The sequence below is a fragment of the Micromonospora inyonensis genome (assembly GCF_900091415.1).
GTDB lineage: Bacteria > Actinomycetota > Actinomycetes > Mycobacteriales > Micromonosporaceae > Micromonospora > Micromonospora inyonensis.
On the sequence record NZ_FMHU01000001.1, the window covers coordinates 1,721,922 to 1,747,630 of the forward strand.

The following is a 25,709-nucleotide window of genomic DNA, read 5'->3' on the forward strand; positions in this document are numbered from 1 at the left end:
CTGTGCAGGCTAACCGAACTGGGCCCGGTCGACGGGGCGGGCGTGACGGCCGGCACCGGCGGTGAAGGCCGCGACACCGGCTGCCGCCTCGGTCAGCGAGTCGAGGCCGTAGGCCAGCTCGACGGCCATGGCTTCCGCCTCCGGGCGGCCGGCTCCGGCCCGCACGGCGGCCCGGTCGTTGCGCAGGCAGCGCTGTGGGGCGCGGGCGATCCCGGCGGCCAGCCGCTCGGCCTCCGCGCGGGCCGTGCCGGGCGCGACCAGCCGGTTCACCAGGCCCATCGCGTACGCCTCGTCGGCCGGGACCGGTCGGCCGGTGAGGATCAGGTCCATCGCCCGGCTCTCGCCGATCAGCCGGGGCAGCCGCACCGTCCCGCCGTCGACCAGCGGCACGCCCCACCGCCGACAGAAGACCCCGAACACCGCGTCGGACTCGGCGATCCGCAGGTCGCACCAGAGCGCCAGCTCCAGTCCGCCGGCCACGGCGTACCCGGAGACCGCGGCGATCACCGGCTTGGTCAGCGACATCCGGGTCGGACCCATCGGGCCGTCCCCCTCGGGCTCCACCCGGTTGCCGCTCGGCGTACCGATGGCCTTGAGGTCGGCACCGGCGCAGAAGCTGCCGCCGGCTCCCCAGAGCACGCCCACGGTGGCGGCCGGGTCGGCGTCGAAGGCGCGGAACGCGTCGGCGAGCGCCCGGGCGGTCGGGCCGTCGACGGCGTTGCGGGCCGCCGGCCGATCCAGGATCACCGTGGTCACCGGTCCGTCACGCTCAACCCGTACGCCCATCGGACCAGGATGCCGGTTCGTGCCGCGCCGCGCCAGACGGCCGGTGCCGCCGTCGTGCGTCGCGACCCGGACGCGGTCGGGTGCGGGGTGCGGCGTCCGGCGGCGTGCCTGTTCAGGTCCGGTCCCGGCGGACCAGGGTGGCACCGAGCGCGGCACCGACCACGCAGGTCACTCCGAGGAACTGCGGCCAGGTCAGCAGCTCACCGAGCAGGACCAGGCCGACCAGCGCACCGATCGCCGGTTCGAGGCTCAGCAGCACCGCGAAGACCCGGGCCGGCATCCGGCGCAGCGCGGACATCTCCGCCGAGTACGGCAGCACCGACGACAGCAGCGCCACGCCGACGCCGAGTAGCAGGATCCACGGGTCGAGCAGCGTGCTGCCGCTGCCCGCGACACCGAACGGCAGCACGGCGAGCGCGCCGACGGCCATGCCCAGGGCCAGCCCCCGGGTGCCGGGCACCCGCTTGCTGACCGCGCCGCCGAACACCACGTAACCCGCCCAGCCGACCGCGGTGCCGACGCAGAAGAGCAGCCCGAGCCCGTCGACCGCCGCCCCGCCCAGTCCACTGATCAGCAGGACGCCGCCACCGGCCAGGACCGCCCAGAGCACGTCGAGCAGCCGGCGGCTGCCGGCCAGCCCCACCAGCAGCGGCCCGGCGAAGCCGATGGTCACCGCCACGCCCAGCGGCACCCGGTGCAGGGCGGCGTAGAAGCTGAGGTTCATCAGCGCGAGCATCAGGCCGAAGCCCACCACCAGACCGCCGGTACGCCAGCCCAGCCGCAGCCCGGGACGGGCGAGCGCGACCAGGATCAGCGCGGCGAAGCCGAGCCGTAGCGTGGTCGTGCCACCGGGGCTGGTGCTGCCGAACAGGTGCTTGGCCGCCGCCGCGCCGAGCTGGGTGGAGAGCATCCCGAGCAGCATCAGCAGCGACGGCGGAACGGCGTCGGGGCGACCGACCGCGTTGACGAGCCGGGCGACGGTGGTGGTGGGAACCGGCTGTGGACGGAGGGCGTGCGCGTACATGCGCACCACCATGCCGTCCGGTCTCGTGGAGGGCGACCGAAATCCCGTCGTTCCGGCTACGATGCTCGACGGCACGACACAGTGAGGTGCCCCGCGCGAGCGGGGAGAATCGGGAAGCCGGTGCGAATCCGGCACGGGCCCGCCGCGGTGACCGGGGAGCCACCGTCCACGCGCACAGCGCAGCCACTGGCCCGGGAAGGGCTGGGAAGGCGGACGGCACGGCGTCGATCCGGGAGTCCGAAGACCGGCCTCGCGTCACGCGCCCGCCCCTGCCCGGGTGGGCCGAGCGCAGCGGGAGCCTGCCATGGACCTGTACGACGTCATCCACCGCCGTCGGGACGTACGCGCCCAGTTCACCGGGGAGCCGGTGCCCGACGACACCCTGCACCGGGTGCTGGCCGCGGCGCATGCCGCACCGAGCGTCGGCTACTCCCAGCCCTGGGACTTCGTCGTGGTGCGGGACGCCGACATCCGACACCGCTTCCACGAGCATGTCCGGACCGAGCGGGACGTCTTCGCCGCCACTTTGGAGGGGGAGGCGGCCGAACGGTTCGCCCGTATCAAGATCGACGGAGTGCGGGAGTCGACCCTGTCGATCGTGGTCACCCACGACCAGTCGCGGGGCGGGCCGGCGGTGCTCGGCCGGCACGCCATCGCCGACACCGGCCTCTACTCGACCTGCCTGGCCATCCAGAACCTCTGGCTCGCCGCCACGTCCGAAGGGCTCGGCGTCGGATGGGTCTCCTTCTACCGGGAACCCTGGCTGGCCGACCTGCTCGGCATTCCCGCCGGCATCCGCCCGGTCGCGTGGCTCTGCCTCGGGCCGGTCACCCACTTCGAGGCCGTACCCGACCTGGCCCGGCACGGCTGGCGGCAGGCGCGTCCGCTCGCCGCCGCCATCCACCACGACCGGTGGACGCCGGACGCCTGACCGGAGGCGCGACGGACCGCCCGGTCAGGCTGGTCGCCGCCGGTCCGGGCCCCGCCGGTCGGGGCGGGGAGTTCGTCCCCGTCGCCCGGTTTGCGAGCTCCCGGACCGGGAAGTCGGTACGGGTGCGAGCACTACTGACGAAGATCGAGCAGGCGACCGGCCTGGACCGGGTCGGCGACCGCCTCCAGCGGGCGGTGCAGGCCACCCTCCGGCCGCGGCGCGTCCGTGACCTGCTGCACGGCGTGTGGCTGGGGCATCCGCTGCACCCGGCGATGGTGCAGGTGCCGGTCGGCGCGTGGATCAGCGCCGCCGTCCTCGACGCGATGCCCGGCCAGCGGCGCGCGGCGACCACGCTGGTGGCGGTCGGTACGGCCAGCGCCGTGCCGGCCGCCGTCGCCGGGCTCAACGACTGGGCGGCCCTGAACCGGGAGCAGCGGCGGGTGGGGCTGGTGCACGCCGCCTCGAACACCATCGGGCTGGCCTGCTACGCCGGCTCGCTGGCCGCCCGCCTCAACGGTCGACACAACCTCGGGCGGACGCTGGCGTACCTCGGGCTCTCCGCGGCGAGCGCCGGGGCGTACCTCGGCGGGCACCTGGCGTACAAGCAGGGGGCGCAGGTCAACCAGAGCGTCTCCGAGGCCAACCTGATCGGTGACGGCTGGCACCCGCTCGCCGACCTGTCCACCCTGCCCGACCGGGAACTGGTCACCCGCGAGATCGACAGCGTGTCGGTGATCCTCTACCGGCACGGCGACGACGTCACCGTCATGTTGGAGCGCTGCCCGCACCAGAGCGGGCCGCTCGGCCAGGGCGAGGTGACGGAGATCGACGGCCACCCGTGCGTCGTCTGTCCGTGGCACGGCAGCACCTTCCAGCTCAACAGCGGAGGCAAGGTCGTGCACGGACCGGCCGCCAACGACCAGCAGGTGCTCGCCACCCGGGTCGTCGACGGCGTTCTCCAGACCCGCCTGCCCTGAGCCGCCCCGGGGTCCCGTGGTGGGGGCTGGACGGACGCGCCCGTCGACCGTCAGCCCCGGCGGTGCCGACCGCTGCCGAGGACGCGACTGACCGTCGACGACGCCGGCCGGCGGCGCAGACCGAACACCGCCCCGATCTGCGCGCCGACGATGCTGGCCACGGCCAGCACGGCGGAGACCGCCAGCGGTCGGTTGACCCGGTCCTCCTGACCCGGCCGGGCCGCCCCGACGGTCATCGGCGGTGCCTCCTCCTGGGGCCAGTCGGTGGTCGTCGGCGGCGTGACCTGCTGCGGAGTCTGGTCGGGCACCTGCTGCGGGGTCTCGGGCACCTGGTCGGGGGCGGGCGCCGCCGGCGGCGGGGCCGGACGCGGGGACGGCCTGTTGACCAGCCGGCCGGTGGCGTGCGGCCGGGCACCGGCGTCGGCGGCCTGGTCGGGTAGCCTCAGCAGCTGCCCCGGGTGGATCCGGTCCGGGTCGCCGAGCTTGTTCAGCTTGACCAGCACCCGATAGCTCTGGAAGTCCTCCAGGTAGCGCTCGGCGACCTCGCCCAGATAGTCGCCCTTGGCCACCCGGTACACCTGGGTCCGGTCGGACGGCGGTCGTTCCATCGTGCCGGTCACCGGAGTGGCCACACCCCGGGCCACCGGGGCGACGGTGGTCGGCACCGACGCCGTGGCCGGTCCGGCCGCCGTCACCGGGGCCGACAGGGCGTACGTGGTGCCGTACGTGGCGGTCGCCGCGGTCGCCGCCGGGCTGGCCGCGATGATCAGGGCGACCGAGCCGACCAGCGCCGCTGCCGCGCGCTGCTGGCTGCGTATGCCGGGCAGCTTCGGCGCGGGCCGGCGCAGCACGTGCGCGACCAGCTCCACCAGGACGGAGAAGGCGAAGGTCGCCCACCCGAACCAGCCGAGCACCGCCAGCGCCCGGAGGAAGAGCTGCCCGTCGTCCCGGCTGGTCAACGCCGTGCCGATGACCTCCGGTGTGGGCACCTCCGAGGGCAGCGGGTTGCCGGCGAGGGCGACGAGGGCGACGGGACCCCCGACCAGTACCGCGCCGAGCACGACGAGTGCGCCGAAGCCGGTCAGGACCTGGCCGGTCCGCCGGGCGGAACGGGATACGGCCATGGGCTGCCTTCCTCTCTACGGTCCGGTGATGGCGCGTGCGGTGGCCTCGCCGGAGACGGTCACGGAGTCGGTCAGGTCGAACAAGCCGAGCAGGTACCTGTCGTAGGTGATGGTGAGCCGGACGGTGATGCGCTTCTCGCCGTCGACGACCGGGAAGCTGACCGTGTGGTCGGTGACGCCGGCGGCGGTCAGGTAGCTCCGGACCGCGGCGGTGGCGGCGGCCTCGTCGATCTCCTTCCTGCCGCCGTTGATCGCCTGTGCCCGGTCGATGGCCTGCCCACCGGTCCGGGCCGCCTCGGCGGCGAGGTTGTCGGCCCGGTGCATGGTGCGTAGCTGCCCGGCGCCGTCGAAGGCGAGCCCGATGACCATGAGGACGCCGGTCATGCTCACCGCCAGGAACAGGCTCACCCGGCCCTCGTCCCTGCGAGGGCCCCGGCCACCGCCGGACCACGACCACCGTCGACCATTCGCCGCGGGTGCCGGGAGCCGCTGCCCGTTCACGCCCGGCTCCGGTAGCTGTCCAGGGGTGAGGTGAAACGCGCCGACACCAGCCGACCGGCCGGCATTCCGGGCAGGCTCGACAGGTGGATGTCGGCGAACGAGACCGTGCAGCTGACCTGCACCGAGACGGCGGCCGGTTGCCCCGGCGCGGCCGCGTACGCCGCCGCGAAGGAGGTGGGCGCGCCGTCCACCGAGCCGGTGAAGGTGAACGACGGTGGGCCGACGCAGTTGAGTCCCTGCCAGTCGAGCTGTTTCCGGGCCGCCGCGACGGCCGCGTCCTGCCCCGTGCCGGCGTCCCGGGAGATCGACGCGGCGCGGGCCGCGTCGTGCGCGGCGGCCTGGATGGCCTCCGCTCCCACGGCGGTACGCCCGGCCACCCCGGCCAGCACCATCAGCGCCACGAAGGCCGGGGCGAGGACGGCCACCTCCACCGAGACCGATCCGCGCTCCCGTCCGCTGCGAAGGCGGCCGAGGAGGCGGCGACCGGCCGACGGCCGGCTCACCGGGCCGGCTCCGTCCACCGTTCCACGGTGCCGTGGGCGGTCTGCGACACCGTCAGGTGCACTCCGGGCACCACGGAGATCGACGTCCCGGTCACCGTGCAGGTGACCTCGGTGGCGGTGGTGGCGCAGGTCAGCTTCGGGTCGGCCAGCCAGTCCCCGGCGGCGGCGAGGAAGGCGGTGGCCCGCTCCACACCCGCCCCGGACGGGGCCTGGTGGACGCGTTGCGCGTTCACCCCGCTCTGCGCGGCGTGCATCGCGGTGCTCCGGGCCAGGAACCAGGCGGCGACCTGGATCGACCCGAAGAGGAGCAGCAGCACCGCCGGCATGACCACGGCCAGCTCGACCGGGCTGGCCCCCCGGTCGGCTCCGTCGGACATGACCCGTCGCCGGGCGGCAGCGGCTACCCGGCGAGCGGTCACGTGGAGTCGTCGACGCACGTCCGTCAGGGCTGCGAGGGGCCCGGGATGGCGTTCATCCAGGCGCTGGCCTTGCTGGCGACGAGGGCGGTGACGGCCGCCGCAGCGGCCACCAGGCCAAAGATGATCACCGCCGTGGGGACCGGGCTGTCCCCGCGCTCGCCGTCGCGGCGCAGCTCGGCCAGGCGTGTGCTGACGGCGACGTGCAGGTAGGTGAGGAAGGCCATGACGCTCTCCTTGTCGTCGGGGTGGATCAGAGCCGGGCGATGAACGGGTAGGCGACGAAGCCGAGCAGCACGAACACCAGCAGCGAGCCGGGGATGTCGAGCCGACTGGTGATGCCCTCGGCGTGGGCCAGGTTGTCGGTGCGGATCTGGTCGCGCAGGGCGTCGGCGCGGCTGCGCAGGGTCTCGTGCACCTGCGCGCCCTCACTGCCCGACGAGCGCATGATCGCGCCGACGTCCCCCAGCTCCGGGATGCCGATCTTGTCGGCGAGATCGCGCAGTTCGTCCCAGGGGGAGTGCATCTGCATCTGGGCGATCCGCAGCGCCTCGCGGATCCGGTCGAAGACCCACCCGTCGCAGACCTCCGCCGCCCGTTCCAGGGACTGCACCGGCCCGTGCGCGGCGGAGAGTTGCAGGGCGACCAGGTCCAGGTAGGTGCAGACCGCCTGGCGGAACTCCGCCCGCGCCTTCTCCGCCTTCTCCAGCACCGCCCGGTGGGCGAGCAGCGCGGCGAGGAACGCCATCCCCAGGCTGCCCAGCACCGGTACGACGAACGGCAGCCGCAGCCCGAACCCCGACAGCCCGATGGTCAGCATCGTCGGCGTGGCGAGCCCGATCAGCGCGGAGAGGAGCACCGAGAGGGCGTACTGCTCGGGGGGCTGGCCGATCAGCGCGAGCTGCCGGTGCGGGGGGCGCAGCCAGCGGGCCGTCCCGGTCAGCCACTCCAGGTTCCGGTCGGCGGACGCGGTCACCGCCCGGGCGGCGGTCGGCGGCTGGTGCAGCCGGCGCAACGCCGGACCCAGCGCCGGGGTGGCCGGCAGCATCTCCCGGACCACCAGGAACACCCCGAGCCCGACCGCCGCGCCGCCCACGGCGGCGAGGGTGAGCTGCCAGTTGAGGATCATGCGAGCGCGTCCTCCGGGTCGGGGGCGGGCAGGAAGCGCGCCGGACGCGGAGGCTGGCTCATCGCGCGCACCCAGGCCAGCAGGGCGACGAAGAGGCCACCGAGCACCGCCATCACCACCTGCCCGGTCGGGGTGCCGTACGGGCGGATGTAGTCGGTGTTCAACAGCCCGTACGCGAGGGTGGCGAGGGTCATCCCGGTGAGGAAGCGGACCGCGAACCGGGGCTGGGTGCGTTTCGCCTCGATCTCCCGGCGGGTCGCCACCTCGGCAGCCGCCGCCCCGGCGATGGCCCCGAGCACGTCGCCGAGGCGCTCGCCCCGGTCGGTGAGGTGCAGGATCAGCGCCGCCACCACCTGGTCGGCGACCGGGTCGCCGATGTCGTCGGCGAAGGCGAGCAGGGCGGGACGGGCCAGCCAACCGGCCTGGAGCCGGGCCGCGAGCAGGCGTACCTCCTCCTCGATCTCCGGCGGCGCGGTGGCGATGGTGCCGACGATGGCCTGCTGGAGCCCCTGGCCGGTGGCGGAGATGTCCTTGAGCCGGCGGGTCCACTCGCCCACCGCCTCGATGCGGGCGATGGCCCGCTGTTCGGCCCCGCCGACCGAGAAGAGCCACGGCGTACCGGGCACCGCGACGGCGACCAGCAGCCCGACCACCGGCAGCCCGGTGAGCAGGAACGCCAGCGCACCGGCCACCGCCGCCCCCACCAGCAGGGCCTGGTGGCGCTGCTGTTCCCGACGGCTGGTGCCGGAGCCGAGCCAGAGCCGGCGCAGCCCCGTCCCGCCGCCCGGTCCGGGCCCCGGCGGGCGGGTGGTGCCGACCAGGGCGACCACCGCCAGCACCAGCCCGGCCACGCAGGCCGCCCCGGAGACCATGGCGATCAGCTCGACGTCGGCGATCACGGGTTCGCTCCCGTCCACGTCCGGTGCCCGACCGGTCCGGCCACCGGGATCACCGCCGACCCAGCCGGGTCTGTAGGGGCCGCCGCCACGCACCGGTGCCCGCCTCGATGTACGGGCTGAGCAACCGGGCGTCGTAACCGACCCGGAGGAGCTGCTGACGGACCCGCTCGGGCAGGTGCTTCGGCACCGCCCGGCCGTCCGGTCCGGGGCCGAAGACCTCGGTGGTGGTGATCCGGCTACCCTCGCCGGCCCCGATCACCTCCTCCACGTGCGAGACGAAGCGGTGCTTGCGGCCCCCGATCGCGGTCTCGTCGTCGACGTTGACGTAGACGATCAGGTCCAGCGCGTTGCCGGCCATGCGGCGAGCCTGGTCGACGGTCATCTCCCGCCCGTGCGAGAGCGCCAGCTCGATGATCCGTTCGGTCACCCCGGCGGGCGTCCGGGCGTGGATGGTGCACATCGACCCCCGGCTGGTGGTCATCGCCTGGAGCATCGGCACGATCTCCCGGGACCGCACCTCGCCGACGACGATCCGTAGCACGCCCATCCGCAGCGAGACCGGGATCAGATCGGCGATGGTCACCTCACCGGCGGGTCGGCCGTCCAGGCCGCGCTCGCCGTGCCCCTCCCGGGCCTCGAAGCTCATCACCGCCCGGTGCCGGAGCTGACGGCGGGCCGGCAGCAGCTCCCGGCTCTCCTCCAGCAGCACGAAGGGCTCGTCCGGCGGGATCTCGTCCATCAGCGCCCGGACCACGGTGGTCTTACCCGCCCCGGCCAGCCCGGCGACCATGATGTTCAGCCCGGCGCGCATGGCCGCGCGGAGGAAGTCCCGGAGCAGGACGTCGACCATCTCGTCCAGGTCGGCCCGGAACCCGGCGATGTCGTCCAGGCTCACGTCGAGCGTGTTGTGCTTCCGGATCACCGCGTACGGGCGGCTGCTGACCAGGTAGACGGCGGCGAGCCGGCTCCCGTCGGGCAGTTGCAGGTCCAGGGTCGGCTTGGCGGTGGAGAGCGACCGCTCGGTCGCGCCGGCCCGCCGGGCGGCGGCCTGGAGGATCTCCACCAGTTCCTCGTCGCTGTCGGCGATCGGGTCGGCCCAGTCCACCCCGCCGCCGTGCCGGGTGATCCGCACCTGGTCGCAGCCGAGGATGTGCACCTCCTCGATCGTCTGGTCGACCAGCAGGGTCTGGAGCCGGCCGAGCCCGACCAGTTCGGCGGTCACCTGGTGGAGCAGGTGCCGTTCCTCGTCGGCCGGCATCGGCGTGCCGGCCCGGCGCACCGCGTCGGCGTACTCGGCGACCACGTCGACGGCGATCCGGGCCCGCTCGACGTCCTCCTCGTCGACGGTGAAGTCCCGGCCGCGCTGCCAGACGGTGAGCCGCTCGCTCAGCTCCCGGCGCAGCTCCCGGACGACGGTGAAGTCGACCCGGGGGCGCGACGGCGGGGTCGGTCCGGGCGGCGGCGCGAGGGCCACCCCGGCACCGGCGGCGTGGTGCCGGCCGTTCGGCGCGGCCGGGTGTCCGTTCGACGTGGGCGGGTGCGGGTGCCCGTTCGGCGTGGCCGGGTGGCGGTGTCCGTTCGCGGGGGCCAGCGGCGGGGTGACCGAGGTGGCCGACCGGGGGTCGTGCTGGACCGGTTCAAACCGCATGCGGGACCTCCTGGCCGGTGGGCCAGCCCAGGCGGGCCCGCCGCCGGTCCAGCAGCGCGCCGACCGGCACCTCCAGCGCGCCGGCCGCGCGCATCAGCGACCGTCCGGCCCGGACCGTTCCGCCGAGGCTGAGCACCTCGGCGGTACGCGGGTCGTCCGGCAGCCGGGCGATCACCGGCAGCCCGAGCGCCTTGCTGATCTCACTGGTGCCGTGGCCGTCGCCGACCACCAGCAGGCGCAGCGAGCCGGGGGCCACCCGGTGCTCGGTGAAGTCCCGCCCGATGGTCCGGACCAGCGACCGGGTCGCGGAGATGCCGGGCAGGGTGGCCCGGGTCACCACCAGGACCACCGCGGCGGCGCGCAGCACCGGCCAGGGCGGGCCGACGGCGGCCAACCGGCCGCAGTCGACCAGCACGTCGTACGGGGGCACGCCGTTCTCCAGCGTGCCGAAGAAATCCGCGAAGCGCTGCCAGAGCGGGGCGACGCTACCGGCCTGGACGGGGTCGACCACGCCGGGCAGGAGCAGGCGTTCCCGCTTCGGCGCGTCCAGGTCGACCAGCTGCGACCAGAACATCGTCTCCAGGTTGCCGTCGCGCAGTTCCGCGACGGCCAGTTCGCCGAGGCCCCGGGGGCCGTCGAGCACCCCGCCGAGGTAGCCGGCTAGCACCGAGCCGCCGGCCGGGTCGCACTCGGCCAGCACCAGCCGGCGGTGCCAGCTCAGCGTGCAGGCCAGCGCCGAGGCGGTCACCCCGGGCGAGCCCTTCGCCGAGACCAGCGCGATGATCGCCATGCTCAGACCGACCCGGTCAGCACGAGCGCGATCCGTCGTTCGGCATTGAGCGCCACCACCGCCGGCACGTCCCGGACGGACACCGCCAGGTAGACCACGACGGTGCCGGTCTCCGGGGTGTCGCTGTCGATGACGGTCGCGGTGAACCGGGTGGCCGAGGTGGGCGTCCGGCCGTCGCTGCTCTTCACCGGGGTGCTGACCAGCAGCACCCGGTCGCCGGGGCGGAGGGCGCGGGCGGGCACCTCGCTCGGCTTGAGGCCGAGCGCGAGCTGCTGCTGGTCGGGGCCGAGCAGCGGCTTGTCGGTGAGCTGGGCCTGGGTGACCAGGGTGCCCGGGGTGAGGGTGACCGCAGCCCGCTTGCCGATCACGTCGTCGATGTCGCCGGCCGGCACCGGCTTGAGGCCCTGGCCGCCGGCCACCTGGACGGACATCAGGTCGTCCGCGCTGAGCACCGTGCCCACCCCGACCGGGCGGGCGACGGCGAGGTACGTGCCGGTGGCGCGGACCGAGGTGACCGCGAAGGCCGCGCCGAGGCCGCCCAGCGCGATCAGGAGCACCGCCAGGCCGAGCAGGCCGGGCCGCATCCGTCGTTGCCGGACCACCCTGGGCGGGGCGACCGGGGCGTCCACCGGTCCCGGGCCCTTGTGCGTCACCAGACTCACTCGGTCACCACCTGAAGTTCGTTGATCTGGATCTGTACGCCGTTGCTGGCCCGGGTGACCGGGATGGTGCCGCTCTGCCCACCGCCGGACCACCGGACGGTCCAGTGGGTGGTGGCGTTGATCCGGTACGTGCCGGCCTTCTGGTAACCCGTGTCGTAACCGCAGTCGGGGGAGGGCTGTCCGGCGAACGGACCGGAGGTCGAGTAGGGGGTGCCCGGACCGTCGCAGGTGACCGTCTCGCCGTTGCCCAGGTTCCAGACGACCTCGGTCACCCGGGCCGTGATGCTCACCGTCACGCCGCGCTCCGAGGCGGAGGCGGTCAACTGGCCGAAGTAGTCCGGGCCGGGGCTGGCCCACAGCCAGACCGGAAGCCCGACCAGGCCGGGACCCTGGCTCTTGCGCGGGGCCACCGAGATGCGCGGCCGGAGCAGGTCGATCGAGGCGAGCGCCCGGAACGCCAGCTCCTCCGGGTCCGGCGGTGCGCCGAAACCGGGCGGCGGGGCATCCAGGAAGACGGTCTCCTGCGAGCCCAGGTCACCGCCGTTGCAGGTGCGGACGTACGCCTGCTTGCCCTCGGGGGTGTCCGCCGGCTGGGGCTCGGCGAGCTTGTAGTAGCAGCCGTCGCTGTTGTCGAACCAGCCGAGGACGTCGTCGTAGCAGGGAATCGTCCTGCCGTTCCACTGGCACTTGGCCGGGCCGCCGCCACCGTCGTCCCCGCCGTCACCCCCTCCGCCGTCGCCCCCACCGCCGCCCGGGATGCCCGGCTCGTCGTCCCAGACGCTGCAGTCGCTCTGCCCCACCGGGCACTCGGCCCCCGGGTCGGCGACGGCGGGCGCGGGCGCGGTGGTCGTCAGCGCCAGTCCGGTGAGGGCGGCGAGCAGGGCGGCGACCAGCCGGTGCGGTGCCCCGGACAGGCGGGACCGGGCCGGTGCGGGGCCTGCCCCGCAGGTGCCCCGGGGTGCGGTGGCCTCCCGGGTCAGCACGGCTGGTCCTCGTGGGCGACCCCGGCGCTGATCAGCCAGCGTCCGTCCGGGTAGCGGGTCGCGGTGGCGGTGGCGAGGTGGCGTCCCGCCCCGGTGCCGGGGACGACCTTGCGGGTCTTCGCGTAGACCAGCTTGTAGTCGGTCGCGTCGAGACAGTCCTGGATCTCCACGGCGGCCGGGACGGTGTCCAGGCTCACCACGGTGACGGTCGGGTCGGAAACGAGCTTTCCGGTACGCATGGCACCGTGCTCCTTCGCCTCACGAATTGCCAGCCGCACCCTGGTCAGAAGTGGATCTGCCAGGTATTTGGCCAGGTCGGGATGATGTGGATCACTGCGTGCACTGGCCGCCCGGGAAGCGTTCAGGTAGCCGGCGTACGCCGCCAGGGCCGCCTTTCCGGCCGCCGCCTCCTCCGCTTTCCGGGCTTCCGGATCAACGGGGTCGCGTTCCGCGGTGGCCCGGCCGGGCCGTTCGGGGCCCGCCCCGCAGGCGGTGCCGGTGCCGAGTAGCGCGAGCGCGACGAGGCAGGCCGTCCAGCGCCGGGGATGCCGTGCTCGCAACGCCACCCTCCTCGATGCGGAGCCCGTCCGGCCGGTTTCCGGGTATGCGGCAGCGCGTCCGGATGCCCCGGTCCGGATCATTCGATCCTTGATCTGTATTTGCTGTTGCGGATATATGTCGATTTCCTGCCGGGCCTTTGCCCGGTCGTCAGCCGGCGTGCCCCGTCGACTGTTGCGTCCCACCCAAGGGGCGAGCATAGGCTGACGACAGCCGATGCAACAGAGGCAATTCGTGTGAGTACTCTCCGTGACGAGGGGTGGTGGGATGCCGCAGCGGTGCCGCCGTCGCCGGGCCGCGCGTTCCCGGCACCGGCCCCTCCCGTCACGCGGAGACCGGTCGCCGGACCGCGCCACCACGAATTCCGGTACGCGACAACGCATCCATTCGCCGGGGCGCCCGCCGGACGCCCTTGTGGCAGGTGGTGCCGGTCGGCGGGCCGGCTCGGCCGTCCGGTGGTGTGCCGGGTGACGAAGCTCATCGGAGGTGCCGTTCCGGCGATGATGAAACTACTTTGCGTATTCGCGGTTCCGGTTGCCCCGGCCCGCGGCTGGAGATCGACATGACCCTGACCCGGCCGTCGACCGCCCACCGGGCCACCCGGCCCGGGGTGCGCCTCGCCACCGTCCTCGCCCTTACCCCGCCGCTGCGGCTGGCCGCGCTGCGGCACGCCGTACCGTCGGGGGTGCCGCCCCGGAGCGGCTGCGTCGCCTGCGCCGCGCCGATCAGCCTGGACCGGCCGGTGCCGGCGCTCACCCCGGTGGCCCGGTGCCCGCGCTGCCGGGCCCGGGTCGGGCCGCCGCCCGGCAGCGTCGAGCTGGCCGTGCTCGCCGCGCTGGCGCTGCTCGTGACGCTGGACCTGCCCCCGTTCGCCCTGCTCGCGGCCGGCTGGTGGCTGGGTTGGGCGGTGCCGTCGGCTCTGGTGGACGCAGCGGTGCACCGGTTGCCCGACCGGCTCACCTACCCGGCCGCCGCCGGCACCTGGCTGCTGCTCGGAGCCGCCGCGTTGGCCGGCGCGGGGCCGGGCCCCTGGGTCCGGGCCACCCTCTCCGGCCTGGCGCTGGCCGCCGGCTTCGCCACCACCACGCTGCTGCTCGGCCGGCGCGGCTTCGGCCTGGGGGACGCCAAGCTGGCACTCGGCACGGGCGCGCTGCTCGGTTGGTACGGCTGGACCGCGCCGGTGCTCGGGTTGATGCTGACCTTTCTGCTCTCCGCTCTGGTCGGCGGGATCCTGCTGGCCGCCCGGCGGGTCCGCTGGACCAGCCACCTCCCGTTCGGGCCGTTCCTGATTCTCGGCACCGCCCTCGCCCTGGGGCTGCTCGGCTGAGCCGACAGGGCCGCTCCGTCTACCGGGCCCCGGTGGGGGTGCGGGTCTCCGTCGGCGGGCCGGTGCGGCGGCGGTCCAGCAGGTGGGCGAGCGGACCGGTCAGCATCACCAGCAGCGCCGCGCCGACCAGCCCGCCGAGCAGCACCCCGCCGACCACGTCGTGCGGGTAATGCACCCCGACGAAGGTGCGGGAGAACGCGGCCAGCAGGGCCAGCGGGACGGCCAGCAGCCCCAGCCGGGGCCTGAGGAGGAGGATGGTCGCGGCCAGCGCCCCGGCGATCGTGGAGTGGTTGCTCGGGAAGGACCAGTCTCCTGCCGGTGGGCAGTGCCCGGCCACGATGGTCAGGTCGGTCAGGGCCCGGCAGGGTCGTTCCTGGTCGACGAGGGTCTTGATCCATTCGCTGAGGCCGTAGGCGAGAACCACCGGCGCCGGGGCGACCAGCGCCGCCGCGCGGTCGCGGGACGTCCCGCCGAACCGCCGCCCGGCTGCCAGCAGGAACAGCAGGCCCAACAGGACGACCGAGCCCTCGGTGAAGTGCGCGGCGAACCACTGCACCGGTTCCGGCGTGCGGTCGGCGAACTCGACGATGTCCCGGTACCACTCCGTGCTGAACCGGGGCACGTCCCCCGGGGTGTCGACCAACTGTGACGTCATCAACTGCTCATACCTCCTCCAGTCCCCTCGGACGGTAGAAATGGGCGGAGTCCGGCACAGTGTGCGAAGGTGGGAACCCATCCCTGACTTCCGTCTCAGCTTCCCCTGCCCCTTGCGGGGCCGCCGTGGGGCGGGAAAATGGTGCCGCTCGTCCGGGTCGAGGTCGAACCGTCACTGATGCCTGAAGCTCGTGTCTCAGCTTGACCCTGGCAGCCGCGTACTTCGGGAGTCGTGGATTGTTGCCGTAAGAGCACGAGTACCAGATTCTTTGCCTCCCGCAGCTGCCGGCTCGGACGGCTATGTGATGTCGCGAGGGGAAGGAGACGGCAGGCCGTGGATGTGCTGCATGATCGTTGTGCCGGGTTGGACATCAGCAAGCGGGACGTGAAGGCGTGCCTGCGGACCCCGGGAACACGGCGTAACCAGCGGCGAAGCGAGGTACGTACGTTCGCCACGACCACCAACGACCTGCTAGCGCTGCGGGACTGGCTGGTCGCCGAGCAGGTCAGCCTGGTCGTCATGGAAGACATCCCAGGAGCTTGAATGTCAAGCAGCAGCCTCGTTGAGGTGATGCGACCAGGCGGTTGCCTCGTCGTACGGGGTGCCGGTTTTGAGGCATCCGTGCAGGATGCCGACGAGTCGGTTGGCGAGCTGGCGCAGCGCGGCGTTGTAGCTGGCGCCGCGGGCGCGTTGCCGGTCGTAGTAGGCGCGGGCGCCCGGGGAGGCCTTCAACGCGGAGAACGCCTGGGTCATCAGCGCGTCGATGAGCCGGTCGTTGTGCACGAACCGGGCCGCGACGGTCCTCTTCTTCCCGGACGCGCGGGTGATCGGGCTGGTCGCGGCGTAGTTCTTGCGGGCCTTCGCCGAGACGTAGCGGGCGTGGTCGTCACCGAACTCAGCGAGCACCCGGGCACCGAGAACCGTGCCCAGTCCGGGCTGGGACAGGATGATCTCAGCGTCCGGGTGCCGGCCAAAATGGGCCTCCACCTGCCCCTGCAGGACCTTGACCTGCTCGTTGAGGGTGGACAGCAGCGCGATCAGCGCGCGGACCGAGGCCGCGTAGGCGGCGGTGACCACGGCGGGCTGGCCGAGGTGCTCGGCGCGCAGCGTGGTCTGGATCGCGGCCGCCTTGGCCGGAATGTCACGCCGGCGGGCCCGTTTGAGGGCCGCGCTGATCTGCGCCAGGCTCAACCGGGCGGCGCTGGCCGGGTCCGGCGCCTTCGCCAGGAGTTCCAGGGTGTCGGCGGCGTCGAGGTCCTCGAACGCGGCGAGGGCGGCCGGGAAGTACTCCCGCAGCGCATGCCGCAGCCGCTGGCCGGCGCGGGTACGTTCCCAGATCAGCGTCTTGTGCATCCGCGAGACGACCTTGACCGCCTCCGCATCAGCGCTGTCACCGGCCATCGGGCGCAGTTGGTGCGAGTCGGTACGCACCATGTCCGCCAGCATGTGCGCGTCCGCCGCGTCGCTCTTGGCCCCGGACACCGCCAGGCGCTCCCGGTAACGGGCCGCCTGCAACGGATTCACCGGATACACCGTGTATCCGGCGGCGACCAGCGCTTGTACCCACGGACCCCGATCGGTTTCGATACCGATCCTCACCCGCCCGGACACGTCCTCGGCATCGATGTCGTCACCGAGCGCCTGACCGATCATCGCGTGCAGCCTCGTCATGCCCGCCATGCCTTCCGGCAGTCGGGCCTTGGCCAGCCGGCGACCGGACGCGTCCATCACCTCGACGTCGTGGTGGTCCTCCGCCCAGTCATCTCCCACGAACAGCAACACGTCTCCCACCTTCCGAGCCGATCACCTTCGGTAGCCAGGAGGAGAACCATCAGCGACCTAATGAAGCAGTGCTCACGCCGCGACCGGGCGGGCACGACATCCCATCAGCGATCAACTCTCCACACCGACCGACAGCGGCACGCTCTTTCATCAGGACTCCACGTCCAGGCACCACGAGTGCTCGCCTGCCGGCGGCTACCTACCCACCAGGAGTTTGCCGGATGGCTCACTCCCAGAACTCATTAGGCACCGGCGACTACTGGCGGGCCCCGTACTACCTGCTCGAAGACGCCCTGAACGTGGAGTTGGTCAACGCTCGGCAGGTCAAGGCGATGCCCGGACGCAAGACCGATGTGGCCGATGCGGTGTGGCTGGCACAACTGGCCGAGTGCGGGTTGCTACGGGCCAGCTTCGTGCCGCCCGAGCCGATCCGCCAGCTTCGCGATCTGACGCGGTACCGCACGGTACTGACCGAAGAGCGTACCCGGGAGGCCCAGCGGCTGGAGAAGGAGTTGGAGGACGCCGGGATCAAGCTGTCCAGCTTCGCCACCGACATCCTCGGTATCTCCGGGCGCGCCATGTTGGAAGCGCTCATCCGTGGAGAGCGCGACGCGCAGGTATTGGCGGAGATGGCGCGAGGCCGGATGCGGTCCAAGATTCCTGACCTGGCCCAGGCGATGATCGGCCGCTTCGGTGATCACCACGCGTTCCTGTGCCGGATGCATCTGGACCGCATCGATGCCATCAGCCGGGACATCGCCACGTTGAGCACCCGGATCGAGCGGGTGATGGCACCCTTTCGTGACCAGCTGACCCGGTTGGATGGCATTCCCGGGATCAGCCTCCGGGTCGCTGAGGTGATCATCGCGGAGACCGGTGGGGACATGTCCCGGTTCCCCACCGCCGGGCATCTGGCCTCCTGGGCCGGGGTGTCGCCCGGTAACCACGAATCCGGCGGCAAACGCAAGTCCGGCAAGACCACCAAAGGCAACCGGTGGCTGCGCGACGCCCTCGGCACCGCCGCGATGGCCGCGGCCCGTTCCAAGAACACCTACCTCGGCGCCCAGTACACCCGCCTCGTACGCCGACTCGGCAGCAAACCCAAGGCCCTGGTCGCCTTGGAACACTCCATCCTGACCTCCGTATGGCACATGCTCACCGACGGAACCGGCTACCAGGACCTCGGCGCCGACCACTTCCTACGCCGCGACCCCGAACGCGAACGCCGCCGCGCGATCGCCGCACTGAACAAGCTCGGCTACACCGTCACCCTCAACCCGATCGAACCCACCACGAAAGCCGCGTGAACAGGTAAGACGATCAGTCACGGTCGTTATTTTCGTACCAGCCACCGCACAGACGGAGGTGCTGGAATGGGTGACAAGACCGCCGACGGGCCGCACCTCCCGGCGCCCGCCGGAGCCGCCGACGCCCCCGGCCCGCCGATCGGCGCACCGAACCCGGTCAGGCGTACGGGCTGGTCGCGTAGGCGGCTCGCAGGGCGGCGAGCCCAGTGTCCTTCGGGATCAGCGTGCCCCAGCCCGAGTTGAAATAGTTCGTCCGCGCGATCCGGGGACCGCCCTCCCGGTTGAGGCGCCGGATCGCGTCCGGCACGGTGGCGATCCACGTCGCCTGGTCGGGGAACTCCGCCTGCCGGACGCCCCACTCGGCGATCAGCACCGGCCGGGAGAGCGCCACCGGCCCCAGGTCGGCGACCGCCCAGTCCTTCGTCCGGCGGAACCGGGCCAGCGCGGTGTGCGCCGGATCGGTGGCGTAGACGTTCCACTGGAGGAAGTCCAGCCGGGCCATCAGCGACTCCGGGTGGGTCCGTCGGAATCCGGACCGGTCGAAGCCGCCGACGCCGACCGAGAAGGTGGTGCCGGCGGGGAGCGACCGCGCGCGGAACCAGTCGACGACGTAGGACGTCGCGGCCACCGCGCGGGCGTCCGACTCGGCCCAGCTGTACGCCGTACCGGCCTCGGTGGTGCCGAACTCGTGGTCGGTGTCCAGCTCCGAGGCGACCTGGACGTTCACCGGGAAACCCATGGTCCGGTACTGGGACAGTGCCCGGGCGAGGAGCCCGTCGCAGTGCCCGGCGAGCACCTGGCTGTACCCGTACGCCCTCGGCCAGGTCGTGCCGGGGCGCTGCTGGATCGTCATCGACGGGGCCGGGACGGTGTAGGTCACCCCGTCGACCGTGAACGTCTGCGTACCTGTGTTGGCGTTGCCGTAGTGCTTCAGCTCCAGCACCATGTTGACCCGCACGCCGGCACGGCCGAGGGTGAGCAACCAGTCCTTCTGCCAGCCGGGAAAGACGTGCCCGTCGGCGAGGCTGCGGTACTGGGTCAGCGACCGGAAACGTCCGCCGACCAGGTCGGCCGTCGGGTCGGCGTTGCCGCCCAGGTAGTAGCCGCCCAGCACGGTGGCGACCCGGTAGTCCGCGGTGGTGGTCGCCGCCTGGCCGGCGGCGTCGCGGACCCGCACGGTGATCCGGGGCATCAGGCCACCGCCCGGAACACGACGACCGCGCCGGTGTCCGACACCCGGGTCCAGGAGCGTCCCGAGTCGTCGTGCACCGTCACGGTGAGGGGATCGACGACGATCGGGACGATCACCGGGGTGCTGTGGTTGCCCCGGGCGTCGGTGACGGTGATCGTGACGGTCAGTGGTTGGGTGTCGGTGTCGGCGTACGCGACGGTCAGGAGCATCTGGTCCCCCGGCGCGTACGTCGCCGCGTCCAGCGACGCGGTCACGGTCGGCACGGCCATGGCGGGTCCTCTTTTCCGGCTCGAACCCTTTTCCGATCCAACGGCGGACGTCGCTTTCCGGAATCGACTGTCGTCAGTCGTGTTCCTGGTTGCGCCGGATGCCCTGGAGAGGGATTATCCGGACGTTTGCCAGGTGGCGGCGGCGCGGCGCAGCCGGTCGTTGATCGCCCGGCCGACGCCGGTGTCGGGCACCCGCTCGGCGACGATCTCGGTCACCCCGGTCGCGTCGAGCCGGTGCAGGGCGTCGAAGAGCCGGGCCGCTGCCCCGGTCAGGTCACCGTCGGGAGAGAGCACCTCCACCGCCCCGTACGCCCCCTCGGGAGCCTCGCGCAGGGCGAGGTACCCGCGCGTGCCGTCATCGGGTCGGGCCGGGACCGGTGCGGTGACCACCCGCAGCGGGGTCCGGGGGGCGTAGTGCGCGGCCAGGGTGCCGGGCGCGACCGGCTGGCCGGAGCTGCCCGGCCGTACGCTGACCGGGCCGACCGCCTCGACCAGCGCCTCCACCGGCAGCGAGCCGAGCCGCAGCACGACCGGCTGGCCATCGCGCGCGTCCACGATCGTGGACTCGATGCCGCACCGGGTCGGCCCACCGTCGACGATCAGGTCGACCGCGTCACCCAGCCCGGCCACCACGTGCTCGGCCCGGGTGGGACTGAGCATGCCGAACCGGTTCGCGCTCGGCGCGGCCACCGGCACCCCGGCCTGCCGGATCAGCTCCCGGGCGACCGCATGGTCCGGCACCCGGACGGCCATCGTGTCCAGCCCGGAGGTGACGATCGGCGGGACGGTCGGCGGGCGGTCCACGATCAGGGTCAGCGGCCCCGGCCAGAACCGCTCGGCCAGTGCGGCCACGGTGGGCGGCAGCGCGCCGACCAGCGCGGTCAGATCGGCGACGTCGGCGAGGTGGGTGATCAGCGGATCGAAGCTGGGCCGCGCCTTCGCCTCGAAGATCCGGGCCGCCGCGCGTGCGTCGAGCGCGTTCGCGCCCAGGCCGTACACGGTCTCGGTGGGGAAGGCGACCAGCCCGCCGGACCGCAGGACGGCGGCGGCCTCGGCCACCCCGATGGCCGCCGGCAGCACCGGCGCGGACTTCGCGCTCATGCCCCGACGCTAACGTCCCGGGTTCGCCGGGGCGCACGGGGGCGGTCGCGTGGGCGACGGCCGCCCTACCCGGAGATGGGCTCACGTGTCAGCCGACGGCGGCTTCCGGGAACTACAGGTGCTTGCGCATCCGGATGGAGGTGGTCTCGAAGCCCATCTGCTCGTACAGCCGCCGGGCGGCGAGGTTGAACCCGAAGACGCTCAGGCCGATGGAGACGACTCCCCGTTCCCGGCACCACTCCTCGGCGGCCCCGATGATCGCCCGGCCGTGTCCCCGCCGGCGTACGTCCGGGCGCACCTCGAAGTCGTACACGAAGGCGTGCGGGCCGTCCGACTTCGGCTCGACGTGCAGCCACAACATGCCGACGTCGGCATCGCCGTCGTAGGCGGTCCAGACCTGGTGGCCCGGTGTGTCCAGGCCGTCGGGCAGCAGCCGCTCGTGGTCCCGGCGTGACTTCCAGGAGCGCTGGCACCGCACCGGGAAACTCGGCGAGGACGTGGACGTGCTGCGCGCGTGCCTGTTCTTCGAGGCGCGGGCGTACCGGCACGGCGGGGGCTTCGGGCGTTTCGAACGCCAGGACTTCGTCCTCGCCCTGGTGGCGCGCATCCGGGCGTTGTCCGGTGGACACGTGCCGGTCAGGGGAACGGTCGCCTGACTCCGCGACGTCCGTCTCGTCAAGGGTCGATGGCGAGGTTCCGGGGTTCTCCCGCCCCAGGCTGGCCCGGCATCCGCTCGGACGGTCGGGACGACGCCGAACCCGGCGGCGGGTGACCCCCCGACACACCGGGGTCTTTGGTCCCGGACCGGATGCCCTGCGCCCCTACCCGGTGCGGCCCGGGCCGGACGAGGCTGGTGGTGGAAGCGGAGGCCGTTGGCACCACTGGTCCGGAGGTACAGATCATGATCGACACCACAGGGGTCGACCCGTGGCGCGGCTTCACCGGCGAGGTGTGGCGGGAGACCGTCGACGTCGCCGACTTCGTCCGGGCCAACCACGAGCCGTACCGCGGGGACGGCGGATTCCTCACCGGGCCGACCGCTCGCACGCTGGACGTCTGGGGCGTGCTGGAGAAGCTGTTCGTCGAGGAACGCCACCGTGGCATCCTCGATGTCGACGCCTCCACCCCGTCGACGATCACGGCGCACGCGCCCGGGTACATCGACCGGGAGAAGGAGCTGATCGTCGGCTTGCAGACCGACGCGCCGCTGCGCCGGGCGATCATGCCGGCCGGCGGGCTGCGGATGGTGGAGGCCGCACTCAAGGCGTACGGGTACCAGCCCGATCCGAGGGTCCACGAGATCTTCACCAGCCACCGCAAGACGCACAACGACGCGGTCTTCGACGCGTACCCGACCGACGTACTGGCTGCGCGGCGCTCGCACGTCATCACCGGGTTGCCGGACGCGTACGGGCGGGGACGCATCATCGGCGACTACCGCCGGGTGGCGTTGTACGGCGTCGACCGGCTGATCGCCGAACGGAAGGCCCTGCGGGCGGCTCTGGACGACCGGCCGTCGACCGATGAGGTCATCCGGGACCGGGAGGAACTGGCCGAGCAGATCCGCGCGCTGGGTGAGCTGAAGGAGATGGCCGCCAGCTACGGATACGACATCTCCGAGCCGGCCGGGACCGGCCGGGAGGCGATCCAATGGCTGTACTTCGCCTACCTGGCGGCGACGAAGGAGCAGAACGGCGCGGCGATGTCGCTCGGGCGGACGGCGAACTTCGTCGACGTCTACCTGCGGCGGGACCTGGCTGAGGGACGGCTGACCGAGACGGGTGCCCAGGAACTGGTCGACGACTTCGTGATCAAGCTGCGGATCATCCGGTTCCTCCGTACCCCCGAGTACGACCAGCTCTTCTCCGGCGACCCGACCTGGGTGACCGAGGCCCTCGGCGGGATGGGCACCGACGGCCGGCCGCTGGTGACGCGGACCAGCTTCCGCTACCTCCAGACCCTCTACAACCTCGGCCCGGCGCCGGAACCGAACCTGACCGTGCTCTGGTCGCCGCAGCTGCCGGAGGGGTTCAAGCGGTTCTGCGCCCAGGTGTCGATGGACACGAGTGCCATCCAGTACGAGAACGACGACCTGATCCGCCCGGCATACGACGACGACACCGCGATCGCCTGCTGTGTCTCCACGATGCGGGTGGGGCGGGACATGCAGTTCTTCGGTGCTCGGGCCAACCTCGCCAAGGCGTTGCTCTACGCGATCAACGGGGGCCGGGACGAGATCACCGGCGAGCAGGTCGCCCCGGCCACCCCGCCGGTCCAGGGCGAGACCCTGGCGTACGACGAGGTGCTCGCCGCGTACGACCGGACGCTGGACTGGCTCGCCGAGACGTACGTGGACGCGCTGAACGTGATCCACCACCAGCACGACCGGTACGCCTACGAGCGGCTGGAGATGGCGTTGCACGACCACCCGGTGCGCCGGTTCATGGCGACCGGCATCGCCGGCCTCTCCGTCGCCGTGGACAGCCTCGCCGCGATCCGGTACGGCACGGTGAAGGTGCTGCGGGACGAGACCGGGCTGGCCGTCGACTACGTCGTCGACGGCGAGCCCTCGACGTACGGCAACAACGACGACCGGGCCGACTCCATCGCGGTGTGGCTGACGGAGGCGTTCGTCGAGAAGCTGCGCCGGCAGCGCACGTACCGGGTTCGCCCGTGACTTCGTCGTCCGGTGGCTGGACTTCCGGCACGACGCAGGTCGTGGCCTGACCGGTCCTCCGTGCCGGCCCGGTCGCGACCCGACAGTGGGAACAGGAGTACGCCCTGCGCCCACTGCCGAGAGCCGTGGCGACTGCGGCGAGGGCACCGGCGAGCAGCCGGCGAAGGGACGATCCGGTACGGGCACCCGCGACGCCCTCAAGCGGCCCGGCGGCGCGCTGGACCGGTAGGACGTACTGATTCGGTCGGGGCGGCCGACGCCTCTGGTTCCAGTCGGTCCGCTACCGGTCGCCCCGCACCGGTACGTCGAAGGGCCGGCCGCGTAACGGCGGCTGCCGAGGCCAGGTCGAGGCAACACCATCTCGACCAACCGGGGGATGTGGTCGCCGACCAGCTGAGCGCCGACCACAATCGGTCGTCGCCCGGAAGCCGTTAACGGATTCCGGGCGACGACCTGTTATTCATGCTCGCGTTTATTCGACGGTTAGGCGGATCCGTCGGCGCCGGGCCGAGAGGAACGCCACGATGCCTATGATCAGCAGAATCACGCCTGCGACGACGATGGTGACCACGTTCGCGCCGGTTATCGGCAGACCAGGGCCATCGTCGCCCGCCCCACCACCGTCGCCGGTGCCGTCATCCGACCCACCGCCCGCGACCGGGGCCCCCGGCTGGCCGACGGTGTACGCCCGTTCCACGGTGTCGGCGGTGACCGGCGACTTCGCCTGGAAGTAGTCGACCAGCACGGTGAGGTCGTTGTCGCCGGTGGTGAACGAGTCGCTGCCGTCGCCGAAGGCGGTGAAGTTGTCACCGCCGGAGGCCAGGAACGAGTTCACGGTCACCCGGTAGGTGCCGTTCGGGTCGATGACCTTGCCGTCAAGGAAGATTCGGTCGGCGATGACGTGCTTCCCGGCGGGTCCGTTCGGGTCGTAAACGTAGCTGAAGCCCTTCGAGACACCCAGGTGGAGGAAGGGCCGCGATGCGCCCGCGGGTTGCCACTGCTGCTCCAGCGCTGCCTTGATCTCTTTGCCGGTGTACGACCTCGTGACGAGGTCGTTGGCGAAGGGCTGGACCGCGGCGGCGTCGGCGAACGTCACACTGCCGTCCGGACGCTTGATGAGGTCGGCGCGTAGGCCGCCCGGGTTCATGAAGGCGATCTGCGCCCCACCCCGGTTGTCGGCCTTCGTCGCCTCCAACTGGGCGTCCGCGATGAAGTTCCCGAGGACCGACTCGGTGCCGCGGTCCTCCGCACCGTCCGCAGCGACGGCACGCTTGATGTCGGCAGTGATCTCGCCGATCTTGACCTTGCCCTTGATGTCGGCCTCGGCCTTGGCGTCGGCGACGAGCTTCGCGACGGCAGGGTCCTCCGGGTACCCCTTGATCGGCAGGACGGCGCCCTCGGCGGCGGTCACCTTGCCGCCGGCGATGGTGAGCTTGACCTGGTCCAACGCGTCCCCGTACCGACCGGTCTGCATGACCAGCCGCTTGTGTCCCAGGTTCGGGACGTCGTAGGCGCAGTTGTACGCGACATGGGTGTGCGCGGAGATGATCACGTTGATGTTGGCGCTGGCACCTCTCACGATCTTGCCGAACGGGGTGGCCGGATTCGCCACACCGGTGCAGGCGGTGGTGTCGGTGCCGCTGGTTTCGGAGCCTTCGTGCACGAGCAGCACGACGGCGTCGACCTTGTCGTCCGCCTTCAGCTTCGCCGCGACGCGGTTCGCCTCCGTGGTCGGGTCCTTGAACTGCAGTCCCCGGATACCGGCGGGTGAGACCAGCGACGGCGTCTCGACGGTGACCGCCCCGACGACGCCGATCCGGACGTCGCCGACCGTCAGCACGGTCGACTCCTCCAGGCGGCCTGGAGCAGGCTCGCTGCCCCGGTAGACATTCGCCGCGAGATACGGGAAGCCGCCGCGCGGAATGACCCGGTCGTTGAGGTCGTCGAAGCCCCGGTCGAATTCGTGGTTGCCTACCGACGATGCGTCGAGCCCGATCATGTTGAGGAAGTCGAGCGTGGGCTCGTCCTTCTGCACGAGCGAGATGAACGGGGAGGCACCGATGTTGTCCCCGGCCGAGAGGACCACCGTCTTGTCGTTGGCCGCCGTCAGTTGCTTGATCATGCCAGCCATCTGCGCGGCGCCGCCAACTCCTGGGGAGGGTGCCTCAAGACGGCCGTGGAAGTCGTTGAAGCCGAGGATCTGCACCTCGGTCGCGGCAGCCTGCACGGGGCTGGGAGCGACGCCCAGCACGACCAGTGTCGTGGCGACCGTGGCCACGACAGTGCGGACAAGTTTGGAACGCAACTGATACTCCTAACCATGGGTACGCCGACACGGCGTACACGCACGAGAGTGCTGATCCTCGCGCTCCCGATGAACAACTCGGTGTGAACGCTGAGTAAAACGATTCGCGATGACAGCGCGACCGGACCCTTCTCGCCGACGCGTGAGCGGGATGGCTCGTCGT

Annotated in this window: 27 protein-coding genes, 1 pseudogene and 1 riboswitch; of the genes and pseudogenes, 7 read left to right on the plus strand and 21 right to left on the minus strand. The window is 72.4% G+C overall.

All coding sequences use genetic code 11. The features are described from left to right. Positions 1–9: 9 nt before the first annotated feature. Both GA0074694_RS07900 and GA0074694_RS07905 read right to left on the minus strand, forming a co-directional pair. The gene (locus GA0074694_RS07900; RefSeq protein WP_091458816.1) at positions 10–786 is read right to left on the minus strand and encodes a crotonase/enoyl-CoA hydratase family protein; all 777 of its coding nucleotides are present in this window, start codon (positions 784–786) and stop codon (positions 10–12) included. Positions 787–898: 112 nt separating this feature from the next. Further along, positions 899–1,810, minus strand: coding sequence for an EamA family transporter (locus tag GA0074694_RS07905; protein ID WP_176737816.1), 912 nt, complete (start codon positions 1,808–1,810; stop codon positions 899–901). Between the two features lie 82 nt (positions 1,811–1,892). Further along, positions 1,893–2,063, plus strand: a riboswitch (cobalamin riboswitch). A gap of 51 nt (positions 2,064–2,114) precedes the next feature. On the opposite strand from GA0074694_RS07905, the gene bluB reads away from it, so the two are divergent. Continuing rightward, positions 2,115–2,741, plus strand: a complete 627-nt coding sequence (gene bluB / locus GA0074694_RS07910) for a 5,6-dimethylbenzimidazole synthase (RefSeq protein WP_091454730.1) — start codon at positions 2,115–2,117, stop codon at positions 2,739–2,741. Between the two features lie 122 nt (positions 2,742–2,863). Beyond that, positions 2,864–3,718: a Rieske (2Fe-2S) protein gene (locus tag GA0074694_RS07915; protein ID WP_091458818.1), complete on the plus strand. Its 855-nt coding sequence runs from the start codon at positions 2,864–2,866 to the stop codon at positions 3,716–3,718. A gap of 50 nt (positions 3,719–3,768) precedes the next feature. Here the strand turns inward: GA0074694_RS07915 and GA0074694_RS07920 are convergent, their stop codons facing one another. From GA0074694_RS07920 to GA0074694_RS07975, 12 genes are all read right to left on the minus strand, one after another. Further along, positions 3,769–4,842: a LysM peptidoglycan-binding domain-containing protein gene (locus tag GA0074694_RS07920; RefSeq protein ID WP_091454734.1), complete on the minus strand. Its 1,074-nt coding sequence runs from the start codon at positions 4,840–4,842 to the stop codon at positions 3,769–3,771. Positions 4,843–4,857: 15 nt separating this feature from the next. Then, complete coding sequence (locus tag GA0074694_RS07925; protein ID WP_091458820.1) at positions 4,858–5,226, minus strand: translin family protein; 369 nt, start codon at positions 5,224–5,226, stop codon at positions 4,858–4,860. A gap of 113 nt (positions 5,227–5,339) precedes the next feature. Beyond that, on the minus strand, positions 5,340–5,846 hold the full coding sequence (locus tag GA0074694_RS07930; protein ID WP_091458822.1) for a TadE/TadG family type IV pilus assembly protein: 507 nt from the start codon (positions 5,844–5,846) through the stop codon (positions 5,340–5,342). Continuing rightward, complete coding sequence (locus tag GA0074694_RS07935) at positions 5,843–6,265, minus strand: TadE family protein (protein ID WP_425413582.1); 423 nt, start codon at positions 6,263–6,265, stop codon at positions 5,843–5,845. The genes GA0074694_RS07930 and GA0074694_RS07935 overlap by 4 nt, the downstream gene beginning before the upstream one ends. 23 nt (positions 6,266–6,288) lie before the next feature. Continuing rightward, positions 6,289–6,489 (minus strand): hypothetical protein, encoded by a 201-nt coding sequence (locus GA0074694_RS07940; RefSeq protein WP_091454741.1) that lies wholly within the window; start codon positions 6,487–6,489, stop codon positions 6,289–6,291. A gap of 26 nt (positions 6,490–6,515) precedes the next feature. Next, positions 6,516–7,388, minus strand: coding sequence for a type II secretion system F family protein (locus GA0074694_RS07945; RefSeq protein WP_425413611.1), 873 nt, complete (start codon positions 7,386–7,388; stop codon positions 6,516–6,518). Then, positions 7,388–8,263 carry a type II secretion system F family protein gene (locus GA0074694_RS07950; RefSeq protein ID WP_091458824.1) on the minus strand — a complete coding sequence of 292 codons (876 nt, stop codon included), beginning with the start codon at positions 8,261–8,263 and terminating at the stop codon, positions 7,388–7,390. Before GA0074694_RS07950 ends, GA0074694_RS07945 begins: the two co-directional genes overlap by 1 nt. A 76-nt stretch (positions 8,264–8,339) precedes the next feature. Beyond that, positions 8,340–9,938, minus strand: a complete 1,599-nt coding sequence (locus GA0074694_RS07955) for a TadA family conjugal transfer-associated ATPase (protein WP_091454747.1) — start codon at positions 9,936–9,938, stop codon at positions 8,340–8,342. Further along, a complete protein-coding gene (locus GA0074694_RS07960) occupies positions 9,928–10,728 on the minus strand; it encodes a CpaE/TadZ family protein (RefSeq protein WP_091454750.1) in 801 nt (266 codons plus the stop codon). Before GA0074694_RS07960 ends, GA0074694_RS07955 begins: the two co-directional genes overlap by 11 nt. A 2-nt stretch (positions 10,729–10,730) precedes the next feature. Further along, a complete protein-coding gene (locus GA0074694_RS07965; protein WP_425413583.1) occupies positions 10,731–11,390 on the minus strand; it encodes an SAF domain-containing protein in 660 nt (219 codons plus the stop codon). Further along, positions 11,387–12,304, minus strand: coding sequence for a hypothetical protein (locus GA0074694_RS07970; protein WP_091458827.1), 918 nt, complete (start codon positions 12,302–12,304; stop codon positions 11,387–11,389). The genes GA0074694_RS07965 and GA0074694_RS07970 overlap by 4 nt, the downstream gene beginning before the upstream one ends. A 62-nt stretch (positions 12,305–12,366) precedes the next feature. Further along, positions 12,367–12,933, minus strand: a complete 567-nt coding sequence (locus GA0074694_RS07975; protein ID WP_091458829.1) for a hypothetical protein — start codon at positions 12,931–12,933, stop codon at positions 12,367–12,369. A gap of 548 nt (positions 12,934–13,481) precedes the next feature. Here GA0074694_RS07975 and GA0074694_RS07980 point away from each other — a divergent pair. Continuing rightward, on the plus strand, positions 13,482–14,258 hold the full coding sequence (locus GA0074694_RS07980; RefSeq protein WP_425413612.1) for a prepilin peptidase: 777 nt from the start codon (positions 13,482–13,484) through the stop codon (positions 14,256–14,258). 19 nt (positions 14,259–14,277) lie between these two features. Here GA0074694_RS07980 and GA0074694_RS07985 read toward each other — a convergent pair whose 3' ends face one another. After that, the gene (locus tag GA0074694_RS07985; RefSeq protein ID WP_091454758.1) at positions 14,278–14,913 is read right to left on the minus strand and encodes a phosphatase PAP2 family protein; all 636 of its coding nucleotides are present in this window, start codon (positions 14,911–14,913) and stop codon (positions 14,278–14,280) included. A 333-nt stretch (positions 14,914–15,246) separates the two neighbouring features. Between GA0074694_RS07985 and GA0074694_RS07990 the strand changes: the two genes are divergently transcribed. After that, on the plus strand, positions 15,247–15,456 hold the full coding sequence (locus GA0074694_RS07990) for a hypothetical protein (RefSeq protein WP_141713993.1): 210 nt from the start codon (positions 15,247–15,249) through the stop codon (positions 15,454–15,456). Positions 15,457–15,459: 3 nt separating this feature from the next. On the opposite strand, the gene GA0074694_RS07995 is transcribed toward GA0074694_RS07990, so the two are convergent. Next, on the minus strand, positions 15,460–16,692 hold the full coding sequence (locus GA0074694_RS07995) for an IS110 family RNA-guided transposase (RefSeq protein ID WP_091458445.1): 1,233 nt from the start codon (positions 16,690–16,692) through the stop codon (positions 15,460–15,462). 251 nt (positions 16,693–16,943) lie between these two features. Between GA0074694_RS07995 and GA0074694_RS08000 the strand changes: the two are divergent. After that, a pseudogene (locus GA0074694_RS08000) lies at positions 16,944–18,002 on the plus strand (IS110 family RNA-guided transposase); the annotation flags it as partial. Positions 18,003–18,159: 157 nt separating this feature from the next. On the opposite strand, the gene GA0074694_RS08005 reads toward GA0074694_RS08000, so the two are convergent. The 4 genes from GA0074694_RS08005 to GA0074694_RS08020 all read right to left on the minus strand — a co-directional run bounded on the left by GA0074694_RS08005 (position 18,160) and on the right by GA0074694_RS08020 (position 21,042). Next, complete coding sequence (locus GA0074694_RS08005; RefSeq protein WP_091454766.1) at positions 18,160–19,194, minus strand: hypothetical protein; 1,035 nt, start codon at positions 19,192–19,194, stop codon at positions 18,160–18,162. After that, positions 19,194–19,463: a hypothetical protein gene (locus GA0074694_RS08010; protein WP_091454771.1), complete on the minus strand. Its 270-nt coding sequence runs from the start codon at positions 19,461–19,463 to the stop codon at positions 19,194–19,196. The genes GA0074694_RS08005 and GA0074694_RS08010 overlap by 1 nt, the downstream gene beginning before the upstream one ends. A gap of 114 nt (positions 19,464–19,577) precedes the next feature. Further along, positions 19,578–20,540 carry an L-threonylcarbamoyladenylate synthase gene (locus GA0074694_RS08015; RefSeq protein WP_091458832.1) on the minus strand — a complete coding sequence of 321 codons (963 nt, stop codon included), beginning with the start codon at positions 20,538–20,540 and terminating at the stop codon, positions 19,578–19,580. Between the two features lie 136 nt (positions 20,541–20,676). Beyond that, positions 20,677–21,042, minus strand: coding sequence for a GNAT family N-acetyltransferase (locus GA0074694_RS08020; protein WP_176737818.1), 366 nt, complete (start codon positions 21,040–21,042; stop codon positions 20,677–20,679). Positions 21,043–21,067: 25 nt separating this feature from the next. On the opposite strand from GA0074694_RS08020, the gene GA0074694_RS31505 reads away from it, so the two are divergent. Next, positions 21,068–21,220 carry a hypothetical protein gene (locus GA0074694_RS31505; protein WP_176737724.1) on the plus strand — a complete coding sequence of 51 codons (153 nt, stop codon included), beginning with the start codon at positions 21,068–21,070 and terminating at the stop codon, positions 21,218–21,220. Between the two features lie 245 nt (positions 21,221–21,465). Then, positions 21,466–23,241: a pyruvate formate lyase family protein gene (locus tag GA0074694_RS08025; RefSeq protein WP_245714589.1), complete on the plus strand. Its 1,776-nt coding sequence runs from the start codon at positions 21,466–21,468 to the stop codon at positions 23,239–23,241. A 472-nt stretch (positions 23,242–23,713) separates the two neighbouring features. Here GA0074694_RS08025 and GA0074694_RS08030 read toward each other — a convergent pair whose 3' ends face one another. After that, complete coding sequence (locus tag GA0074694_RS08030) at positions 23,714–25,546, minus strand: bifunctional metallophosphatase/5'-nucleotidase (protein ID WP_091454778.1); 1,833 nt, start codon at positions 25,544–25,546, stop codon at positions 23,714–23,716. Positions 25,547–25,709 lie beyond the last annotated feature (163 nt).